Origin of the sequence: Neorhizobium sp. JUb45, from assembly GCF_004343585.1 — a bacterium.
Taxonomy (GTDB): Bacteria; Pseudomonadota; Alphaproteobacteria; order Rhizobiales; family Rhizobiaceae; genus Neorhizobium.
Genome location: NZ_SLYW01000014.1, coordinates 1 through 18,671 on the forward strand (window position 1 = coordinate 1; position 18,671 = coordinate 18,671).

An 18,671-nucleotide genomic window follows, 5' to 3' on the forward strand; every position below is an offset into this window, starting at 1 on the left:
AAAGATCCGCTGTTTATCCGGGAGCGCTACGGCATCAGACCAACACAGCTTGCCGAGGAGATCGCGCCGACGATCGAAGCCGCATTGGCGCAGCTCGATGATCTCGTCGTCCACCAGCAGGATTTCGATCCGGCAAGCGGCGAGCGCCTTTTCCTGATCGCGCCAAACAGCTATGTCGAACTGGTGTTGATGCCAGCGCTGGTGGCAAGGCTGCGAGAGCAAGCTCCGGGGATCAAACTTCGCATGACGCCTTTCGGCAACGATCTCGCCGATACTGGGGTGATTTCGGGGACGACGGCGATGGTGCTGGGAAGGGTTATCGACCCACCGGACAACCTCGTCCTCCAGCATCTCATGGACGACGGACTGGCCTGCATCGTACGTCGCGACCATCCGGATGTCGGCGCTAGCCTGACGCGGGATCTTTACGAGAGCCTAAAACACGTCAATGTCCTGCCACCCGGTCGCATTCGCGCGGGCGTATTCCAGGCGTTGGGACAGCAGAACCTCAAGCGCGAGGTCGCTGTCTCCGTCACCCATTTCCTGTCAGTTCCCGAGATGGTCGCGGTGACCGATTATTGCGCAACATTGCCGCGCCTGATCTGCCGCAGCCTGGAGCGAGACCCGCGGCTTAAGGTCGTGGAAGCACCTGTCGATCTTGGAACATTCCCGGTCGAGATGGCATGGCATGTGCGGTATCGTCACGATCCCGCTCATCGTTGGCTCAGGGGTGTCGTCAGCGAACTTGCGAAAGACCTGGTATCGCAATAAGCCAATTCCGAGTTTCGCTCGTTCTCGCGAAAGTATCGCCTTGATGAGACTTGAACCGTCGTTGCAGCTGAAATGTTGCAGTAATGTTCAATGGGTTAGATCCATAGAAAGTCGCTAAGCCGCTGAGACTACGCCTTTTTGGAGACCGCGATCATTACGCGATAGTCGGATACAGCACTCTCACCCGCTGCTGTGGCATTCACATGATCGCAGGCTAGACGGCCAGCGATAGCACAAATGTCAAACAAACAGCTAAGCGAGAAGAGCGAGGCTGTAGAGCAGCGTTGTGCGCGTCATGTCTGCTTCCCTATGAGAAGCTGCATGAAGATGCTGAAGATGACATATTAAAAGCGCATACGGCCGATGGGCAATTTCAAGGCGATATAAACCGCCTACCGCTTTTGTATCTAAGTTATTGTTTTTAATAGGGTCAGCCCCTTACGCATGCTTAGATTCAGATATAACGAGGATAAAAGCGAACAGCCAAATTTGCGCTTAGCAAAGCAGCTGCAGCAGAGGCAGTTCAAAACGAGGATAAAAAACCTCTTCGACCGCCTTGCTGCATCGCTTTGTTTTTATTCCGAATTGTTGCAGGCCTTAATCGAAAAAATGATGCCGAAACCACCGAATCTGATATAAGGGGGATAAAAGAGGCCCGGCATGCCAATTCACGATCCCTGCGCACTTCTCAATCGATTGCTACAAGAGCCGGCCGAGAATGCATGGCTCGAGTTCAAGGTCAACAACAAGGATCCGCGTGAAATCGGAGAGTACGTGTCGGCGCTGGCGAACTCGGCAATGCTGCTTGGTCGAGATCGTGCCTTTCTCGTCTTTGGGATAGAAGACAGGACCAAGAGACGCGTCGGTACCGAACTCCGCCTGCAGCAACTAAAGCAGGGCAACGAGGATTTCACCAACTGGCTCGCCCGAATGGTCGAGCCAAGGGTGCTGATCGAGGTGCTGGACTGTGTGTGCGACGGCTTGGCTTACTCAATCGTCGCCATTGAACCTTCCTATGAGCGGCCGGTGAAATTTTCCGGTACGGAATTTGTCAGGATTGGCGAAAACAAGAAAAAGCTTGCTGAGTTTCCTGAACACGAACGTGCTCTCTGGATAGCGACTGGTCGAAGACGTTTCGAAACTGCGGTCGCGTTATCGAATGTAACGGCAGACGATATATTCGCGATACTGGATCCAGATCCGATTTATGATCTGACCGATGAGCCAAGGCCAAAAAATAATCAAGAAATCATTCGAAAAATGGTTGATGCAGGTTTCCTTCTCGACAATCTCGAGGGAAGGTTCGACATCACCAACTTAGGCGCAATTATGCTAGCGCGTGATGTAACGGTTTTCCCATCAATCGCGGGGAAGACGGTTCGCATTGTCAAATATTCTGGCCGTGACAAGTCCCGTTCCGACTTCGAACAGGAGGGAAGAAAGGGGTATGCTGTCGCTTTCACGGCAATGATGCGGTTTCTGATGGAGAGGCTGCCGAAGGATGAGCGGTATATCGATGGCGTTCGACGGATGGTGCCGCATTTCCCGGAAACCGCTGTACGCGAGGTTATTGCGAACGCTCTTATTCATCAGGACTTTATGGCAAGCGGCGTTGGACCGGTCGTTGAAATCTACGACAACCGCATCGAGGTTACCAATCCCGGCAACTCCCTAATCAACACCGATCGCATTCTGGACGAACGTCGATCAAGAAACGAAAAGCTTGCTGCAACCATGCGTTCTTTCGGACTGTGTGAGGAGCGCGGCGGCGGTCTTGACAAAACCCTTATAGAAATCGAAGCGCAGCGGCTGCCTCCCCCAGACTTCATCTCATCTGAGCATTCAATGCGTGTCGTACTGTTTGCGCCGAAGGGCTTCGGCCAGATGTCAAAGGCGGAAAAATTGCGTGCCTGCTTTTTTCATTGCGTCCTTCGCTGGCTCACCCACGATTACATGAGCAATGCGACTCTACGCGAGCGTTTTTCATTGACTCCGGAAGAGTATCAGGCCGTTTCCGCTGTGATTGCAGAGTCAATCAAACTGGGCCGTATTGCTCCCGCGGACCCGGATCAAGGCAAGCGCAATGCAAGGTATATTCCGTATTGGGCGGCATGATACTGCGATGCCAAAGTGAACAGAATAATTTAACAGCTCTTGAGCGGAATCGAACCATCGACCCAGCGGTAAGAGCCTGCGGAAAGAGGCCCTCCTAGTGACCAGCTATGGCGGGCATGCGTTGAAAACCTAATCAACCCAGGCTGCACCCGATTCCCGGAACGCGATCAATTTCCGTGCGATGATTTGTAACCACAGCCAGTCCCCACGAGTGGGCGTGTATCGCAGTTAATTGACGATGTGTACCAATCGGTGTTCCGTGACGCCAGTTCGGCCCCTAGTTGACCCGTATGATTTAATTGTGGTTCTGAACCCGGCTCAAAAACATCAACGCTTGCTTTACTCAGGCAAATGTCCGCTCGTGCGCGAAGCCATTCAATCGATCTGACAAAACCGGAAGGCGCCGAGAGCGGCGACGGCCTTACCCAATAGCCCCGAGCGACACTTCTAGATGATCTACGATCGCCCGCACTTTTGCTGACGGCCTCGGACCGGCTGGGAACACAGCGTATACTTCGGCCGGATCGAGCCGATAGGGCTCGAGCAGCCGCGTGAGCTTTCCGGTGCGCAGCTCCTCTCCCGCCATCACGCGCGTCCCCAGCGCGATGCCCATGCCCGCTACCGTAGCCGCCAGGACTCCTGCGGCTGAGTTGATCCACAGCCTTGCCTGGACATCGACGGATGTGACCGTCTTGTTGTGCGTGAACCGCCAGCTTTCTCCGCCGAACGAGCCATGCTGAAGGATGCAGTCGTGTTGAGCAAGGTCGGCCGGTGTCGCCGGGAGGCCATGAGCAGATAGGTAGCCCGGGGCTGCGATAACCAGTCGCTCAACCAACGCCAGCTTGCGAGCGCCGAAAGTCGAATCGTCCAAGCGGCCGACATTTAATCGGATGGCCAGATCGACCCCGTCCGTGATCAGGTTCTGCCGCGCGTCGCTCATAACCAGCTCCACCTTCAGATCGGGATGCCAGCTCAGGAATGGCGCCAGGGCCGGTATGATCGCACGTGTGCCATACATCAGCGGCATTGCAAGACGGATAACTCCGTGGAGTGAATCCAGGCCCCGCGTAGCCTGTTCGGCCTCCTCCATCTCCGCGAGCAATCGTTTTGCCTGCTCCAGGTAAAGTGCGCCGGCGTCCGTCAAAGAGATGCTGCGGGTGGTGCGCAGCAACAGGGTTGTTCCCAGGCGCGCCTCCAGCATGCCAACGATGCGCGACACCGAAGGCTGTGAGAGTTTCAATTCCCGCGCAGCGCGCGATAGGTTGCCGGTATCCGCCACGCGAACGAATACGGTCATCTCCTGCCAGCGATCATTCATTCGAAATCCAGATAAATGTTCTTTGAATTGAATGGATACACGCGTTCTCGCTGATCGCCTAATTTCCGGCTCACGGCACCTTCGCCGCGAAACGGAAAATTGACATGAAACTCCAGGACCAACTCGATGCTTTGCGTAACGACTTCGAGAACGGACGATTTCCGCTAGTTCCCACCCAGGCACAGCTGGATATAATGCAGCGTGCGACCCAGTCACTGATCGACAGCCATCAGGCCGACAATGCCCTGGAGGCGGGAGACACGGCGCCCGAGTTCACGCTTCAGGACGCCGACGGTAATACCGTAAGTTCGCGATCGCTGCTCTCCCAAGGTCCGCTGGTCGTGACCTTCTATCGCGGCGCCTGGTGCCCCTACTGCAACTTTGATCTCCAGGCTCTGGAACATGTTCGGCCCGAGATTGAGGCACGCGGCGCAAGACTGGTTGCGGTTTCGCCCCAGACTCCGGCAAACAGCCGCAAATCGCAGCACGACAACAAGCTTGGCTTCGCGATCCTCAGCGACACCGGCGCCACCATTGCCGACAAGTTCGGCCTGCGCTTCGCGCTGCCGGAAGACCTGATCGAGGTCTACAAGCAATTTGGCAACGACCTGCCGAAGATCAACGACGATCCGTCCTGGGTGCTGCCGATGCCGGCGCGCTACGTGATCGGGACGGATGGCGTGATCGCCTATTCCGAGGTCAACCCCGACTATACCCGGCGCCCCGATCCCTTCGACCTGCTGCTGGTTCTCGATCGGCTACGTGCGGGCACGCCCGCCTAATTACCCATATCATCGACCAAGAGAAGGAGTACTTACAATGGCTATCAAGATCTATGGTGATCCCGGGTCGGGCAGTCGGCGCCGCGTCACAGCAGCAGCAGGCGCGATGGGCATCGACATCGAGATCGTCAACGTCGATCTCTTCAAGGGCGAGAGCCACACGCCCGAGTTTCTGGAGCTGAACCCGCACGGCCTGTCGCCCGTCATGGTCGACGGCGACTTCATCCTCTACGAGTCCGCCGCGATAAACCTCTATCTCGCCGAAAAGGCGGGAAGCGATCTGGCTGGTAGGACGACACGCGAGAAGTACGAGATCCTCCAGTGGATGTTCTGGTCCGGCGAGCAGTGGCGCGTCTTCGCCACCCTCACCTTCGACGAGGTGCTTGCCAAGCGCTTCATGGGTCAGCCTGCCGACGAGACCATCGTGACGATGGCAGCCGACAAGCTTCGGGCAGCCGCTGCCGTGCTGGACGCGCACCTCGCCAAGCATAGCTACATCGTCGGCGACCGGCTAACGCTGGCCGACTTCGACATTGCCGGCCCGTTCTCGCAGAACGAGCGGACGAAGATCCCGCTTAACGAGTTTCCCAATCTGGTCGCGTGGCAGCAGCGCCTGCTGGATACGGTACCCGGTTGGACTGCCACCAAGCGAGAGGTCGATGAACGTATCGATAGTGCGCTAGAAGCGGCTGGCATAAAGCTTTGAGAACATGGCGCCGGTGTCAGCAGGACGGCGACCGGCGCCCAGTCAGAAGGCGGCCCCTTCGATGAACGACCGCCTTGATAGGATTCGAACAGCCGTTCGCCTAGATAATGACTTTGGTGGTGTTCATTGGAGTGGTAGCGAATTATTTCTGCAATGACAGTGAGTACCGAGTATGCCGACGTTCACCCGTACGCGTCAGTGCACCGATCTCCACGAGTTGCTGAAGGTCGCGTGTTGCTGTAGCGCGAGATGTATCTGTGATCGAGATATAGTTTTCGGCACTTAGACCTCCCTTGAAGCCAGCCGTGCCTTCCTTGAAGATGCGCGCGACTACCTTTTCTTGCCGCTCGTTCAGCTTGTCCCGAAAACGATCATAGAACTTTGCTTTCTGGATGAAGAAATCTACGCGCTCAAGCGTCGCCTGTTGAGCATCCAGGATAGTTTCTGAAAAGAAAATGACCCAGTCGGTGATATCAAGCGTGCGCTGGTGCCGCTCAAGCTCTGAGTAATAGGCCTTCCGGCGCTTCTCGATTGTGAAGGCGAGTGAAATGAGGCTTGGCTGCCCTATGTTTTGCGCTAGGGATTTCTCGGCGAGCGCGCGTCCAATTCGGCCGTTGCCATCCTCAAATGGATGTATGCTTTCAAAGTAAAGGTGTCCTACTGCGGCGCGCGTCAAAGCTTGAAGCGACGTTTGACCATCTGGCCCGGATTGATTGAACCATGTGCTGAAGGTCTCCATCTCAGCGGCAACCTGGCGAGATGGGGGAGCCTCGAAGTGGATAGTGGGTTTGTCCAATCGACCCGATACAATCTGCATGGCGTCTTCGTGCGTGCGGTAAGCACCAACCGTTTCAATATATCGGTTTCCGGCCATCAGCATTGAATGCCAGTGGCACAGTCCCTCATGACACAGCGGCCTATGCCAACTTCGATAGACATCCGCCATCATCTCGGCGATCCCCCGCTCTTGGGGGCGGATCTGTCTATCATCAGTGTTTAGCCCGAACTGCCGGCGGAGTGATGACTGGACACTCACGCGGTCCAGAAATTCCCCCTCAATCTCTGAGGTCTTGACCGCTTCGTCGCTCAGCAACTCAATGCGAAGTTGGTTGCTGTCGTCATCGTTGAAATGTCGAACAGCACCGATAACCTCGCCGGCGGACTGCAAGAATTTCTGCTCCAACGATATCAGGCTTGCGGTATCGTATCTGAAGTTTGGCCAGTCAGTGTTTTGCCAGTTCCATTTCATGAGTTATAGAATCCCTCTCTATAGCTCATAATTATTGCTGGAAATGAGCTATTGCAAGCCCGTCTATCGCTCAGCACCACAATCTGCATCTCTCCATTCAAGAAGCAGCGATCGACAGCTGACCTCTTGCCCTAAACATATTTTGTTAATGGGCGCCCCCTATTTCCGATCGCCCTCGGCACTGGTGCCGAGCGAAAAGGGATAAGCATGACCAAACACGACCTTTCATCACGACATTTTCAGCGAAAAATTTCGGAATTCTGCGAGCTTCGTATCGCTCCAGTCGCATCCAGGCGGGTGTTCGAAAATATACGGCCCTATCTGGCCAGTTTGATCATTACCGCAAATCGCCCCCGCTTCTGAATGGCCATATCGACTGGAAGATGATCGGTCAGGCCTGTGGGATCGAAGCCGAGTTAACGGCAGAACTCAAAAAGCAGGTCCGGCCAGGCTTGGATGCAATCATCCGCTGGCTCGGCGCACCACCAGCTACCGAAGAACGACGACCACCAAAGCCGACAGTTAGCACGGGTAAAATGACGCCCGCCAAGAAGGCAGCTTCCGCACGCTCCGCCCGACAGCCACAACGCGCGGCGATCGCTGGCACCTTTGTCCGGTCTGCGTCAACATCGCCCGGCCCAGCACCAAAACCGATAAGCCCTTTCCCAGAAGCACTATTTGAAGCGACAGAAGATCCGGCGAGCTTTCAGGACGCATTGGTCTACCATATGCGTCGGTTCGGCGACACCTATTGGCAGCTTTACCGCGCCGTTGTTCATCTGAATGAGACCTTCGACAACAAGACGCTGCTATCCTGGATCCACGGAGAGCGCGTGCCCCGATCTGTTGCCAGTTTCAACATCCTCCGCCGCATTGAGCGACGCTATCGACTTTCAGAGGGATATTTCAAAGAGAAACTGCCGCATCAGGCACGCTCGCTGTATGGTCACGATCTCGGTGACATCAGCCCAGCTGAGCGTCGACGGATTTCACTGCACCTGCCCGAAGACTTCAACAGCCTGCCCTTTACCAAGCGCGAGGAGATCCTCGATTGGGTGCGCCGGGTGATCATTTCCGGCTCTACGGAATATCGCCGCTATCAGGCGGCGGCCAGCAAGCAGCGATATGCCATCCGATTTCCCGGCGTCACCTATGGCAGCAGTTTTCTTTCCTCTCGGTCATTGGCATCGGCGGCCGGCACCAATCAAAACGTTGCCGTAGAACTTGATGACCCTAATCTGCTCTCCGGCATTGTCGACGCACCGCCGAGACTTGCCATGGAAATGGCTGATCTCATCCGCTTCAAGACTTCGACGCTGACGGCGATTGGGTTCCAACGGAACGGCGTCTGGGGTGAAGAAACGGCCTCCCAGAAGATTGAGCACCTCGGCTTGATGTTTGGTGCGCTTGCTGCCTCGCCAAACGGTGTCGTGAGGGGTTTCGGTGTGCCAGTCAGCCAGTTAAGCTTCGGCCTTCTCGTCTTCCCTGGCGTTTGGGACTGGTATCTGCAGTGGCGGGAACAGCGACGTGGCTTCTACACCAAGTGGGAAGAAGACATGCTGATGGTCGCCCAAGCCCTATCTCGCGCGGAAGTCGGTTGGATCCGGCAGCATCCGGAGCTGCTTCGGAATGTCAGGCCCATTGCGGGCTTGATTGAGCAGGAAGAAATCGATTTCGCGGCTCGCGATTGGCATGGCGCCTGTGATGCGTTTCACCGACATGCCGCTAACCGTTCCAAGGAGATCCAGCGAGTGATGCGCGTGCATCGCGATCCATTTGAACCGATCATGTGTGTACTTGAAGCGGACAGCCCGCTGGCGGAATATCGTAAGATCACGGACGAGATCGTGAGACACATGCCGGATGAGAAGAGATATCCACGACCGGCCGCCGAAGCCGTTAGATCATTCCTATTGCTTCGGCTGGGCCTGCACCTTGGGCTCAGACAGAAGAACCTTCGCCAACTTCGTGTCTGCCCCCGTGGACACTATCCGACGTCAGAACGCCGGCTGGAGGATATGAAGTGCGGTGAGCTGCGCTGGAACGACCGCGATCATGGGTGGGAGGTACTTATCCCATCGGTCGCGTTCAAAAACTCTGGCTCTTCTTTCTTCGGACAGAAGCCGTTCCGGTTGATTTTGCCCGACCTTCTCGATCTCTACAAATACCTTGACGCTTACATCGACAGGCATCGTGGAGTTCTGCTTGGCGGTGCGAAAGATCCCCAAACGCTATTCGTCAAGACGGTGAAGACGACCAGTATTGATGCTGCTTACAATTCGACCACATTCTACGAGGCTTGGCGGACTGTCATCCAACGTTACGGCATCTATAATCCCTATACCGGACGGGGTGCGATCAAGGGCCTCCTTCCGCATGGACCGCATAACCTGCGGGACATTCTTGCGACGCATATTTTGAAGCAGACCGGATCCTACGAGCAGGCGAGCTATGCCATTCAAGATACGCCCGATGTCGTGCAGCAGCACTACGGCCGCTTCCTTCCGCAAGACAAGGCCGCACTGGCCGCCAAGATCCTCAATCAGGTTTGGGAAGCTGCGTAAGATCGAATGAGATGCTCGGCTCGGACACTCAGAACATGTTGCATCTGGGCCGAGCGTCCTCGTCTCCGCCTTGAGCGGAATCGAACCGACGTCCCTAAGTTCCGCTCAACACTAACGCGCTGACACGCATGCTTTTTTAAAACTCTCATGCGCAGAGTGCCGGGCGCAAACATCTGTTCGAAAACGCAACTTTACCTGCTAGCCCCTCGCTTTCAGCTCCAGCCTGCGACGATGCAGGACCGGCTCGGTGTAACCATTCGGCTGCTCGCGCCCCTTCAGAACCAGATCGAGTGCCGCCTTAAACGCGATAGAGCCGTCGAAATCCACAGCCATCGGGGTGTAAAGGGGATCGGCGGCACTCTGGCCATCCACGACTTTCGCCATGCGCTTCATCGTCTCGACGATCTGGTCTTCGGTCACGACCTTGTGGTGCAGCCAGTTGGCCATGTGCTGGGCCGAGATGCGCAGGGTCGCGCGGTCCTCCATCAGGCCGATATTATTGATGTCCGGCACCTTGGAGCAGCCGACGCCCTGGTCGATCCAGCGCACGACATAACCGAGAATGCCTTGTGCATTGTTGTCGAGTTCGCGGCTGATTTCCTCCGGCGTCCAGTTGGGGCGCGGCGCCACCGGCACGGAAAGAATGTCGGAAAGCTTGGCCCGGGTACGGCTCTTCAGGCTCTTCTGAACTGCTGCCACATCCACCGTGTGATAGTGGGTAGCATGTAGCGTTGCCGCCGTCGGTGACGGAACCCAGGCGGTATTGGCGCCCGCCTTCGGGTGGCCGATTTTCTGCTCAAGCATCGCCGCCATGAGGTCGGGCATCGCCCACATGCCCTTGCCGATCTGGGCATGGCCGGAAAGACCGCATTCGAGCCCGATATCGACATTCCAGTTCTCATAGGCCGCGATCCATGCAGCCTGTTTCATATCACCCTTGCGGATCATCGGGCCGGCTTCCATCGAGGTATGGATCTCGTCGCCGGTGCGGTCGAGGAAACCGGTATTGATGAAGACGACGCGGTCCTTGGCGGCGCGGATGGCCTCCTTGAGGTTCACCGTCGTGCGGCGCTCCTCGTCCATGATGCCCATCTTGATGGCATTCGCCGGCAGGCCGAGCGCCTGTTCGACGCGGCTGAAGATCTCGGCGGCAAAGGCCACTTCTTCCGGCCCGTGCATCTTCGGCTTCACCACATACATGGAGCCGAGACGGGAATTCTTCTTCCGACCGTCCGGGCCGCCCTTGCGTCCGATATCGTGAATGGCGATCAGCGCGGTCACCATCGCATCCATGATGCCCTCGGGCACTTCGTTACCGTCGCGATCCAGAATGGCCGGATTGGTCATCAGGTGGCCGACATTGCGGACCAGCATCAACGAGCGGCATTTCAGTTCGAAGATCGAGCCGTCCGGCGCCGTATAGTCGAGATCCGGATTGAGCTTGCGGGTAAAGGTCTTGCCGCCCTTGGAGACCTCTTCCGTCAGGTCGCCCTTCATCAGGCCGAGCCAGTTGCGATAGACGACGACCTTGTCTTCGGCATCGACGGCCGCGACTGAATCCTCGCAGTCCATGATCGTGGTGATCGCCGATTCGGCCCAGACGTCGGAAATATGAGCCGGGTCTGTTTTGCCGATATCGGTCGTCGCGTCGATCAGGATCTCGACATGGAGATTGTTCTTTTTCAGGAGGATCTGCGTCGGCGCGCCCGCATCGCCGAGATAGCCGGCAAATTGCGACGGATCGCTGAGGCCGGTCACCTGTCCGCCTATCAGCGTCACGAATAGGGCTGCATGCTCGACCTTGAAGGATGCCGCATCCTTCCAGCCGGCGCCGGAGAGCGGGGCAGACTGATCGAGGAAATCACGCACCCATGCAATGACCTTGGCGCCGCGGACGGGATTGTAATCCTTGCCCTTCTCCCCACCATCGGCTTCGGAGATCGCATCCGTGCCGTAGAGTGCATCATAGAGCGAGCCCCAGCGCGCATTGGCGGCATTCAGCGCATAGCGCGCATTCATCACCGGCACGACGAGCTGCGGCCCGGCGATCTGCGCGATCTCCGGATCGAGGTTCTCGGTCGAGACGGAGAAATCAGGCCCCTCGGGCAATAGATAGCCGATCTCGCGCAGGAAGGCTTCGTAGGCCGACAGATCCGACGGTGCGCCGTTTTGACGGTACCAGTCGTCGAGCTTCAGCTGAAAAGCGTCGCGCTTGGCAAGAAGCGCGCGGTTCTTCGGCGCCAGATCATGGGCGATCGCGGACAACCCGGTGAAGAAATGGTCCGCATCGACCCCGGTTCCCGGCAGAGCCTCATCCACCAGAAAACGGTGAAGTGTCTCATCAATTTGAAGGCCGAAACCATCAACGTAGGTCATACTCAATCTCCAGGTTCACAGCCATTTCTAGCTGCTATATTCGAACAGCCAGAAGGCTGAAAACGACATGGTCGCCGCCATGTCTTTCTAAATTTGTTTGGATGGTAGGGCTTCTAATCAGAACAGATCGGGATGCCGATTGACGTCCTTGTAGAGCAGGTAGCGGAAGCGGCCGGGACCTCCCGCGTAGCATGCCTGCGGACAGTAGGCGCGCAGCCACATGTAATCGCCCGCCTCTACCTCGACCCAGTCGCTATTCAGCCGATAGACCGCCTTACCCTCGAGCACGTAAAGCCCGTGTTCCATGACATGGGTCTCCATGAAGGGAATGCTGGCGCCCGGCTCAAAGGTGACGATGTTCAGGTGGAAATCGTAGCGCACATCGTTCGGATCGAGGAAGCGCGTCGTGCCCCAGGTGTCGTCGGTATCCGGCATCCAGTCGAGCGTGCATTCGTCCTCATGGGTGAAGGCGGCCGGCGGCGCTTCTAGGCCTTCGACGACCTTGAACACCTTGCGGACCCAATGGAAGCGCAGCGGTGCCGTGCTGTCATTCTTCAACGCCCAAGCATGGCCGGCCGGGATGTAGGCAAACGAGCCGGTCCTGAGCGGGCGCTCCTTGCCCTCATAGCTAATAGCGCCCTCGCCTTCGACGACGAAGATCGCGGCCTGAGCGCGGGCATCAGGCTCCGGCTTCACGCTGCCGCCGCCCGGAGCCACTTCCATGATGTATTGCGCAAAGGTTTCGGCAAAACCGCTTAAGGGCCGCGAAATGATCCAAGCGCGCGTCTTCTCCCAATGCGGCAGGACGCTGGTGACGATGTCGCTCATCACGGTCTTCGGGATTACCGCATAGGCGGTGGTGAACACGGCCTTGCTGGAAAGCGTCTGTGTCTGCGGAGGCAGGCCACCGACATTTGAGAAATAGTGGTTCTTTGTCATGATTTAATGCTCAGTCAGAGGATCGAAGACGGATCAGCGGGCTTGTGATGTTCATGCCAGTGCCGTGCAATGTCGATGCGCTGCGGCACCCAGACCTTGTCGTGCGAGGCGACATATTCCATGAAGCGGCGAAGGGCCGCGATACGGCCCGGACGTCCGACAAGCCGGCAATGCAGGCCGACCGACATCATCTTCGGGCTCCCCTCCTCGCCCTCGCGGTACAGCGTGTCGAACGCGTCCTTGAGATAGGTGAAGAACTGGTCGCCCGCGTTGAACCCCTGCGGCGTAGCGAACCGCATATCGTTGGTCTCCAGCGTATAGGGAATGATCAGGAACGGCTTTCCATCGATGCCCGGCACCCAATAGGGCAAATCATCGGCATAGCTGTCGGACGAATAGAGGAACCCGCCCTCCTCCATCACCAGCTTCAGCGTGTTGTCCGAAGGCTTGCCTTGGTAAATGCCGTAGGGACGCTCGCCGACAAGTTCGGTATGCAGGCGCACGGCTTGGAGAATATGCTCACGCTCCTTCTCGATCGGAAAATCCTTGTATTCCAGCCAGCGATAGCCGTGGCTGGCAATCTCCCAGCCGGCTTCCTTCATGGCGGCAACTGCTTCCGGGTTGCGCGCCATAGCGAGCGTCACGCCATAGACGGTGCACTGCATCTTGAGTTCGGTAAACAGCCGGAACAGCCGCCAGAAGCCGGCGCGGGAACCATATTCGTAGATCGATTCCATGTTGAGATTGCGCTGACCGGGCCACGCGGATGCGCCGACGATCTCGGAGAGCAGGTTTTCCGACGCGGAATCGCCATCCATGATCGAGCTTTCGCCGCCCTCCTCGTAATTGATGACGAACTGCACGGCGATATTCGCGCCGCCCGGCCATTTCGGATCGGGAACATTGCGGCCGTAGCCAACGAGACCGCGCGGTGTGTCGGGCGACAGGATTGTCATGATAGATCCTTGCAGAAATTCATTTCAGCGCGTGGCAATGCCATTGGCACCACCATGCAACATGCAGCCGCATACGGTGATTACTCCGCGGCCGCCTGTTCGCCAGACTTGCGGGCTTCCCATTCCTGCGGCGTCAGCGTCTTGATGTCGAACTGGTCGCGGGTACGGGTGTAGGTGTGGCCGCCCATGCGGCCGACGGCGTCCATCATCTGCTGGTCGATATGCAGATTGGACGCATTGACCGCATCGCTGCGAACGAACACGCCGACGACCTCGCCGAGGATGATCTCACGGGCGGGGCCAACCTGCAGCGTCGTATGGCGGCGGCATTCGAGAGCGGCGGGCGCTGCGAGGATGCGCGGGCTGCGCACCATCCGGCCAGGCACGGTTGCAAGTCCTGCCTCTTCCATCTCATCGACCTCCGGGCCGAACTTGATGGCGCAGACCTCCATCTGATCGACAAGGGCATTGTCGCAGATATGGACGGTGAACTCGCCCGTCTCGCGGATATTGCGGGCCGTGTCCTTGAAGCGCATGTCGGAATAGTTCTCGACGCCGATTGCAACGATGGCTGGATCATGGGTCAAGACATTGAAGAAGCTGAACGGCCCGGCATTCGGTTGACCGTCCTTGCTGACCGTCGTCACCAATGCGATCGGGCGCGGAATGACCGTGCCGATCAGGATCTTATAGCGTTCGCGCTCGGTGAGCTTGGCGAAATCGAAATGGGTATGGTCGATCATTTCAGGCCTCAACAGCGATACGGTGGGTTTCAAGCGGGGTGTGGCGCGACAGGTTCTCGAACCCGTCTCTGGTGACGACATACATGTCCCCGACATTACAGCCGGCCGACAGCGGTTCCAGCCACTGCGTGTGCAGCACGAACACCATGCCCTCCTCCATACGGTCATAGTTGTGGGAAGAGATGTTGAAGCTGTTTTGCCCGCCGGCCATGCCGACGGAATGACCGAGATTGGGGTTATGCGGCCCATGGGTCGCCGGATAGACATGCATCAAGGTGCGGCCCTGGGCTTCCCAGTCGATGTTCTTCACATACTGGCGCGGGATCAGGCGGGCGCTGCCATCGTCCATCGGCGCCCAGTTATAGGGCATGGTGCGCGCTTCCGGCGAGGTCAGCATGCCTCGCTCGATCATCGGCTCAAAGGCGGCGTTGTTGACGTCACGCATCAGGGCGCCTGGCCGGATCAACTTTTCTGCGCGCTTAACGCCTTCGGTGCAGGCGGCAAGCACCTCTTCCTGCCGCTTCGTGATCTCGCCAACGGCAATCATGCGGGCGGTTTGTGCGGTATAGCCGCGATAGGTGATGTTGGAGACATAGAGATTGATCAGGTCTCCCGGCCGCACGACATGGCCGTATGGCTTGCCGCAATGGGTTCCAAATTCGTTGATGCCGATCTGGTAACCGTCACCGGTCTCGCCGCCGAAGGAGAGTTGCGCCTGGGTGAAGGCGGCAAAGATCTCGTGGTCGGTCACGCCGGGTTTTGCCACGTGATAGGCCGCCTGCGTGGCAATGCTGACCAATTGAGCTGCCGCACGAAACATCTCGATCTCGCGGGGCGAGCGCACCTTCTGCATCCGGTCGAGAATGGCGTTGTCTGCGACGAACTTCACCTTCGGCATCAGTTCATCGAGGCCTGCCCAGAAGGTTAGCGAGGTACGGTCGCCGATACGGCCGATCTGCGCCTTCGACAGCCCCATGCCCGCCAGCAGTTCGGCGCATTTTTCCGCCGTCTTGATGACGCTGTCGCCCGGACGATCCGCATATTCCCGGCCGATTGGTCCGATCTGCCAGATGTCCTCCACCAAAACCGGTTCGCCGCCCGGCGGCAACAGCACGGACTGGGTGAAGAAGGACAGAAGGACCATCGGTTTGTCGACATCCGTCGGGATGATCAACACGCCCTCGCGCATCCAGTCGCAGATATAACGCAGATAATGGTTGGACGTGTGGAACCAGCCCACACCGCCGGTATGGACGATCAGCGCATCATGTCCGGCCTCGACCGCCTGACGGCGGATACGGCGCAGCCGATCCTCAAATTCCTCGACCGGCAGGGGGAGCGGGGCGGCAAAATCGAAATCCGGCTGGAAATCGGCAAGCAGCGATCCGACGCGGTAGGCTCCTGCCTTGGTGGCATTCATGTTCATTGGGGGTATTCCTTCCAGGATTATTTTTGCATCAGGCTTGTCGTGAGGGCGCCAGCACCCGCCTTGCCACCAGCATCACCACCAGGGTCAGGCCGATCAGCAGGCCGGACATGGCGGCGACGCGCACATCGAGAGATTCCTCGATCAGCGCGAACATCCGGAGTGGCAGGACTGTCGTCTGCGCATCGGCGAGGAAGAGCGAGACGGAGACGTTGTCGAGCGACTGAATGAAGACGAGGAATGCGCCGGCGAGAATGCCGGGGGTCAGCAAGGGCAGGATCACGCGCCTGAGCGTCGTTACCCAGGTCGCCCCCATCACCGTCGAGGCTTCCGCCAGCGAGGGATTGATGCCCTGCGCAACGACAGAGGCGGCACGATACATCAGCGGCCCGAACACCACGACATGGCCAACGACGGTGAGCCAGAGCGACGGCTGAAAGCCGACGAAATTGGCGACGATCAGAGCTGCGAGACCATAAACGAGGCTCGGCAGCACCAGCGGGGCGAGAAGCAGCGGTTCGATCGTGTTGACTGAACGGCGACGCATCCGTGCCATGCCGATCGTGGCGGGCACGGCAAAGAGCAGCGAGCCGAGGACTGCGAGGCCCGCGATCTTCAGCGAATTGCCGGCCGCGATTTGTTCCGTGCTGGAGCGGAGCGGGTCGAGCAGCGCCTCGTACCAGCGTAGCGAGAACCCTTCCGGTGGATATTTGAGCGTCTGTCCAGCTGTGAAGGACATGGTGATGGCGATCACGATCGGGGCCACCAGATAGATCAGGCTCAGGCCGCCGAAGCCGAAGACGAATGCCTTGTAGAGAAAAGCGGGGAGCGGGTTTTCGGATTGGTTACGCATGGCCGACGAGCCTCCGGTGACGAGAAATCATGGTCATGGCGACAAGCAGGATGCCGGTCGACAACAGGAGCACCACGGCGATCGCCGAGGCCATCGGCCAGTCGAACAGCGTACCTACCTCGCGGTAGATCAGTTGCGGTACATAGACATTGCGAGCACCGCCGATGACGGCCTGGGTGACGAAGGACGCGCTGGTGCTGGCGAAGACAAGGATCCATCCCGCCAAAAGGCCGGGCAGCATCATCGGCAACAGAACCGTGACGAGAATGCGCCAGGGGCCGGCACCCGAAACCTGCGCGGCCTCGGTATAGGTGACCGGGATGCGCGACAAGATGGCGACCAGCGGCAGGATGATCAGCGGCAGGTCGATCTGACACATGGCCATGACGAGGCCAAGTTCGGTGGACATCAGCGAGAACGGACGCTCGGCAAGTCCAAGCGCCACGAATGTCTCGCTGATCGGTCCCTGCCGCCCGAGGATGACGATCCAGGCAAAGGTGCGCACCACATTGCTGGTCAGCATCGGGATCAGCGTCAGGAAAATGATGATCTGGCGGGCGGTCTTGCCGCTATGCCAGTAGAGAAGCGCGATCGGCACGCCGAGCAGGGTCGTGCTGACGATGGTCTGCAGGCCAAGCTTGGCGGTGTTAATCAGGACACGGTAGTTGAACGCATCGCCGAGAAAGCGCGCATAGTTGTGCAGTGACAGGCCCTCGGGGCCGATAAAGCTGAACCCGACGAGAACGGCGAGCGGCGTCGCAAAGAACGCCACCGACAGCAGAAGCATCGGGATAACGTATGGGAAGCCGCTCGCTTTCATGGCGCTACCTCAACCGGCGACGAGGGCGTCGAACTGGCGGATCCATTCCGCACGGTTCTTGTTGATCGCGGCCCAGTCCGGATAGACGAGCGAGGCCAGCTGTTCGCGCTTTACATAGGCTTCGATGCCTGGCGTCAGTTCTACGTCCTTGTTGGTCGGGAACATTTCGCGTGGCGGCATCTTCAACTGGTCCTGCGCGGCCTTGGAGATCGCGGCATCCATATAGGCATAGGCTGCATCGACATTCTTGGCGCCCTTGGTCAGATGGATATTGACGGGCGCTGCCGGCGAGCCGGTTTCAGGCTGAACGAACTCCGCCTTGAGCCCAAGAGCCTTGAGCTTGGCGACATTGCCCGTCGAGCACATGAAGACGGCGATCTCGCCCTGCTGGAACAGTGTCATCTGGTGGTTGGTGCTGGCAACGACACCCTTGATGTGTTCCGGATGGTCTTTGAACAGCTTGAAGACGGCATCCATGTCGGTCGGGCCGGAGCCAAAAATCTTGGCGATCTCGGTATAGGCCATCACGCCGGTATTGGAGGCAAAGCCGGTCCACGAAACGAGGCCTTTGTAGGCCGGGTTTTCGAAGAGATCGCGATAACCTTTGGGTGCCGGAACGAGATCGGGGTTATAGGCAATGCCGTTGACTTCGACCGTCACGGTCGGGCCGTACTCGCCCTGGAATGCCGGATCGAGCATGCCCCAGTTCTTCAGCTTCGACGGGTCGATCTTCTGGATAAGGTCGTTCTCGACGGCGACGGCCATCTGGCCGGGCGACATCAGCAGCGTGTCGTAAGGCGGGTTGCCGGGGCTTGCCATGACCTTGGCAAGCTGATCCTGCGCCATGGCCGGGGCAACTGTCAGATCGAAACCGGCCGCCTTGACGAGCGGCGTCAGCACGCTGCGATAACCGTCTTCCCAATTACCCGGAAAGGTCGCGGCAACAGCAGTGCCACCGGCCGCGCGGGCAGCAAAAGGAACGGTCGCGGCTGCAGCCGCACCGGCGGCAAGCAGTCCGAAATGACGTCGTGTGATGTTGAAGTCTTGCATCTG

Annotated in this window: 14 protein-coding genes and 1 pseudogene; 5 read left to right on the plus strand and 10 right to left on the minus strand. The window is 58.1% G+C overall.

Going from position 1 to position 18,671, the window contains the following annotated elements:
• On the plus strand, positions 1 to 771 hold a 771-nt coding region (locus EDF70_RS27540), incomplete at its 5' end, for a LysR substrate-binding domain-containing protein (protein WP_132280787.1).
• 660 nt (positions 772 to 1,431) lie between these two features.
• Positions 1,432 to 2,886 carry an ATP-binding protein gene (locus EDF70_RS27545; protein WP_132280790.1) on the plus strand — a complete coding sequence of 485 codons (1,455 nt, stop codon included), beginning with the start codon at positions 1,432 to 1,434 and terminating at the stop codon, positions 2,884 to 2,886.
• A 421-nt stretch (positions 2,887 to 3,307) separates the two neighbouring features.
• Here EDF70_RS27545 and EDF70_RS27550 read toward each other — a convergent pair whose 3' ends face one another.
• Complete coding sequence (locus tag EDF70_RS27550; RefSeq protein ID WP_165932162.1) at positions 3,308 to 4,204, minus strand: LysR family transcriptional regulator; 897 nt, start codon at positions 4,202 to 4,204, stop codon at positions 3,308 to 3,310.
• 104 nt (positions 4,205 to 4,308) lie between these two features.
• Between EDF70_RS27550 and EDF70_RS27555 the strand changes: the two genes are divergently transcribed.
• Together EDF70_RS27555 and EDF70_RS27560 are read left to right on the plus strand one after the other, a co-directional pair.
• A complete protein-coding gene (locus EDF70_RS27555; protein ID WP_132280793.1) occupies positions 4,309 to 4,986 on the plus strand; it encodes a peroxiredoxin-like family protein in 678 nt (225 codons plus the stop codon).
• Positions 4,987 to 5,023: 37 nt separating this feature from the next.
• On the plus strand, positions 5,024 to 5,692 hold the full coding sequence (locus EDF70_RS27560) for a glutathione S-transferase family protein (RefSeq protein ID WP_132280796.1): 669 nt from the start codon (positions 5,024 to 5,026) through the stop codon (positions 5,690 to 5,692).
• Between the two features lie 142 nt (positions 5,693 to 5,834).
• Here EDF70_RS27560 and EDF70_RS27565 read toward each other — a convergent pair whose 3' ends face one another.
• The gene (locus EDF70_RS27565; RefSeq protein WP_132280799.1) at positions 5,835 to 6,941 is read right to left on the minus strand and encodes a Fic family protein; all 1,107 of its coding nucleotides are present in this window, start codon (positions 6,939 to 6,941) and stop codon (positions 5,835 to 5,837) included.
• A gap of 207 nt (positions 6,942 to 7,148) precedes the next feature.
• Here EDF70_RS27565 and EDF70_RS27570 point away from each other — a divergent pair.
• Positions 7,149 to 9,505: pseudogene (locus EDF70_RS27570) on the plus strand (hypothetical protein).
• Between the two features lie 198 nt (positions 9,506 to 9,703).
• Here the strand turns inward: EDF70_RS27570 and EDF70_RS27575 are convergent.
• The 8 genes from EDF70_RS27575 to EDF70_RS27610 form a co-directional block, all read right to left on the minus strand.
• Entirely contained in the window at positions 9,704 to 11,881 is a 2,178-nt protein-coding gene (locus EDF70_RS27575) for a malate synthase G (protein ID WP_132280802.1), read from the minus strand.
• A 117-nt stretch (positions 11,882 to 11,998) separates the two neighbouring features.
• Entirely contained in the window at positions 11,999 to 12,820 is an 822-nt protein-coding gene (locus EDF70_RS27580; RefSeq protein ID WP_132280805.1) for a bifunctional allantoicase/(S)-ureidoglycine aminohydrolase, read from the minus strand.
• Between the two features lie 14 nt (positions 12,821 to 12,834).
• Entirely contained in the window at positions 12,835 to 13,770 is a 936-nt protein-coding gene (puuE, locus tag EDF70_RS27585; RefSeq protein ID WP_132280983.1) for an allantoinase PuuE, read from the minus strand.
• An 86-nt stretch (positions 13,771 to 13,856) separates the two neighbouring features.
• A complete protein-coding gene (locus EDF70_RS27590) occupies positions 13,857 to 14,519 on the minus strand; it encodes a flavin reductase family protein (protein WP_165932163.1) in 663 nt (220 codons plus the stop codon).
• Between the two features lies 1 nt (position 14,520).
• Positions 14,521 to 15,945: a Xaa-Pro peptidase family protein gene (locus tag EDF70_RS27595; RefSeq protein ID WP_132280811.1), complete on the minus strand. Its 1,425-nt coding sequence runs from the start codon at positions 15,943 to 15,945 to the stop codon at positions 14,521 to 14,523.
• A 31-nt stretch (positions 15,946 to 15,976) separates the two neighbouring features.
• Positions 15,977 to 16,798: an ABC transporter permease gene (locus tag EDF70_RS27600; RefSeq protein WP_132280814.1), complete on the minus strand. Its 822-nt coding sequence runs from the start codon at positions 16,796 to 16,798 to the stop codon at positions 15,977 to 15,979.
• On the minus strand, positions 16,791 to 17,618 hold the full coding sequence (locus tag EDF70_RS27605; protein WP_132280817.1) for an ABC transporter permease: 828 nt from the start codon (positions 17,616 to 17,618) through the stop codon (positions 16,791 to 16,793). Before EDF70_RS27605 ends, EDF70_RS27600 begins: the two co-directional genes overlap by 8 nt.
• Positions 17,619 to 17,627: 9 nt before the next feature.
• The gene (locus EDF70_RS27610; RefSeq protein ID WP_132280820.1) at positions 17,628 to 18,668 is read right to left on the minus strand and encodes an extracellular solute-binding protein; all 1,041 of its coding nucleotides are present in this window, start codon (positions 18,666 to 18,668) and stop codon (positions 17,628 to 17,630) included.
• Positions 18,669 to 18,671 lie beyond the last annotated feature (3 nt).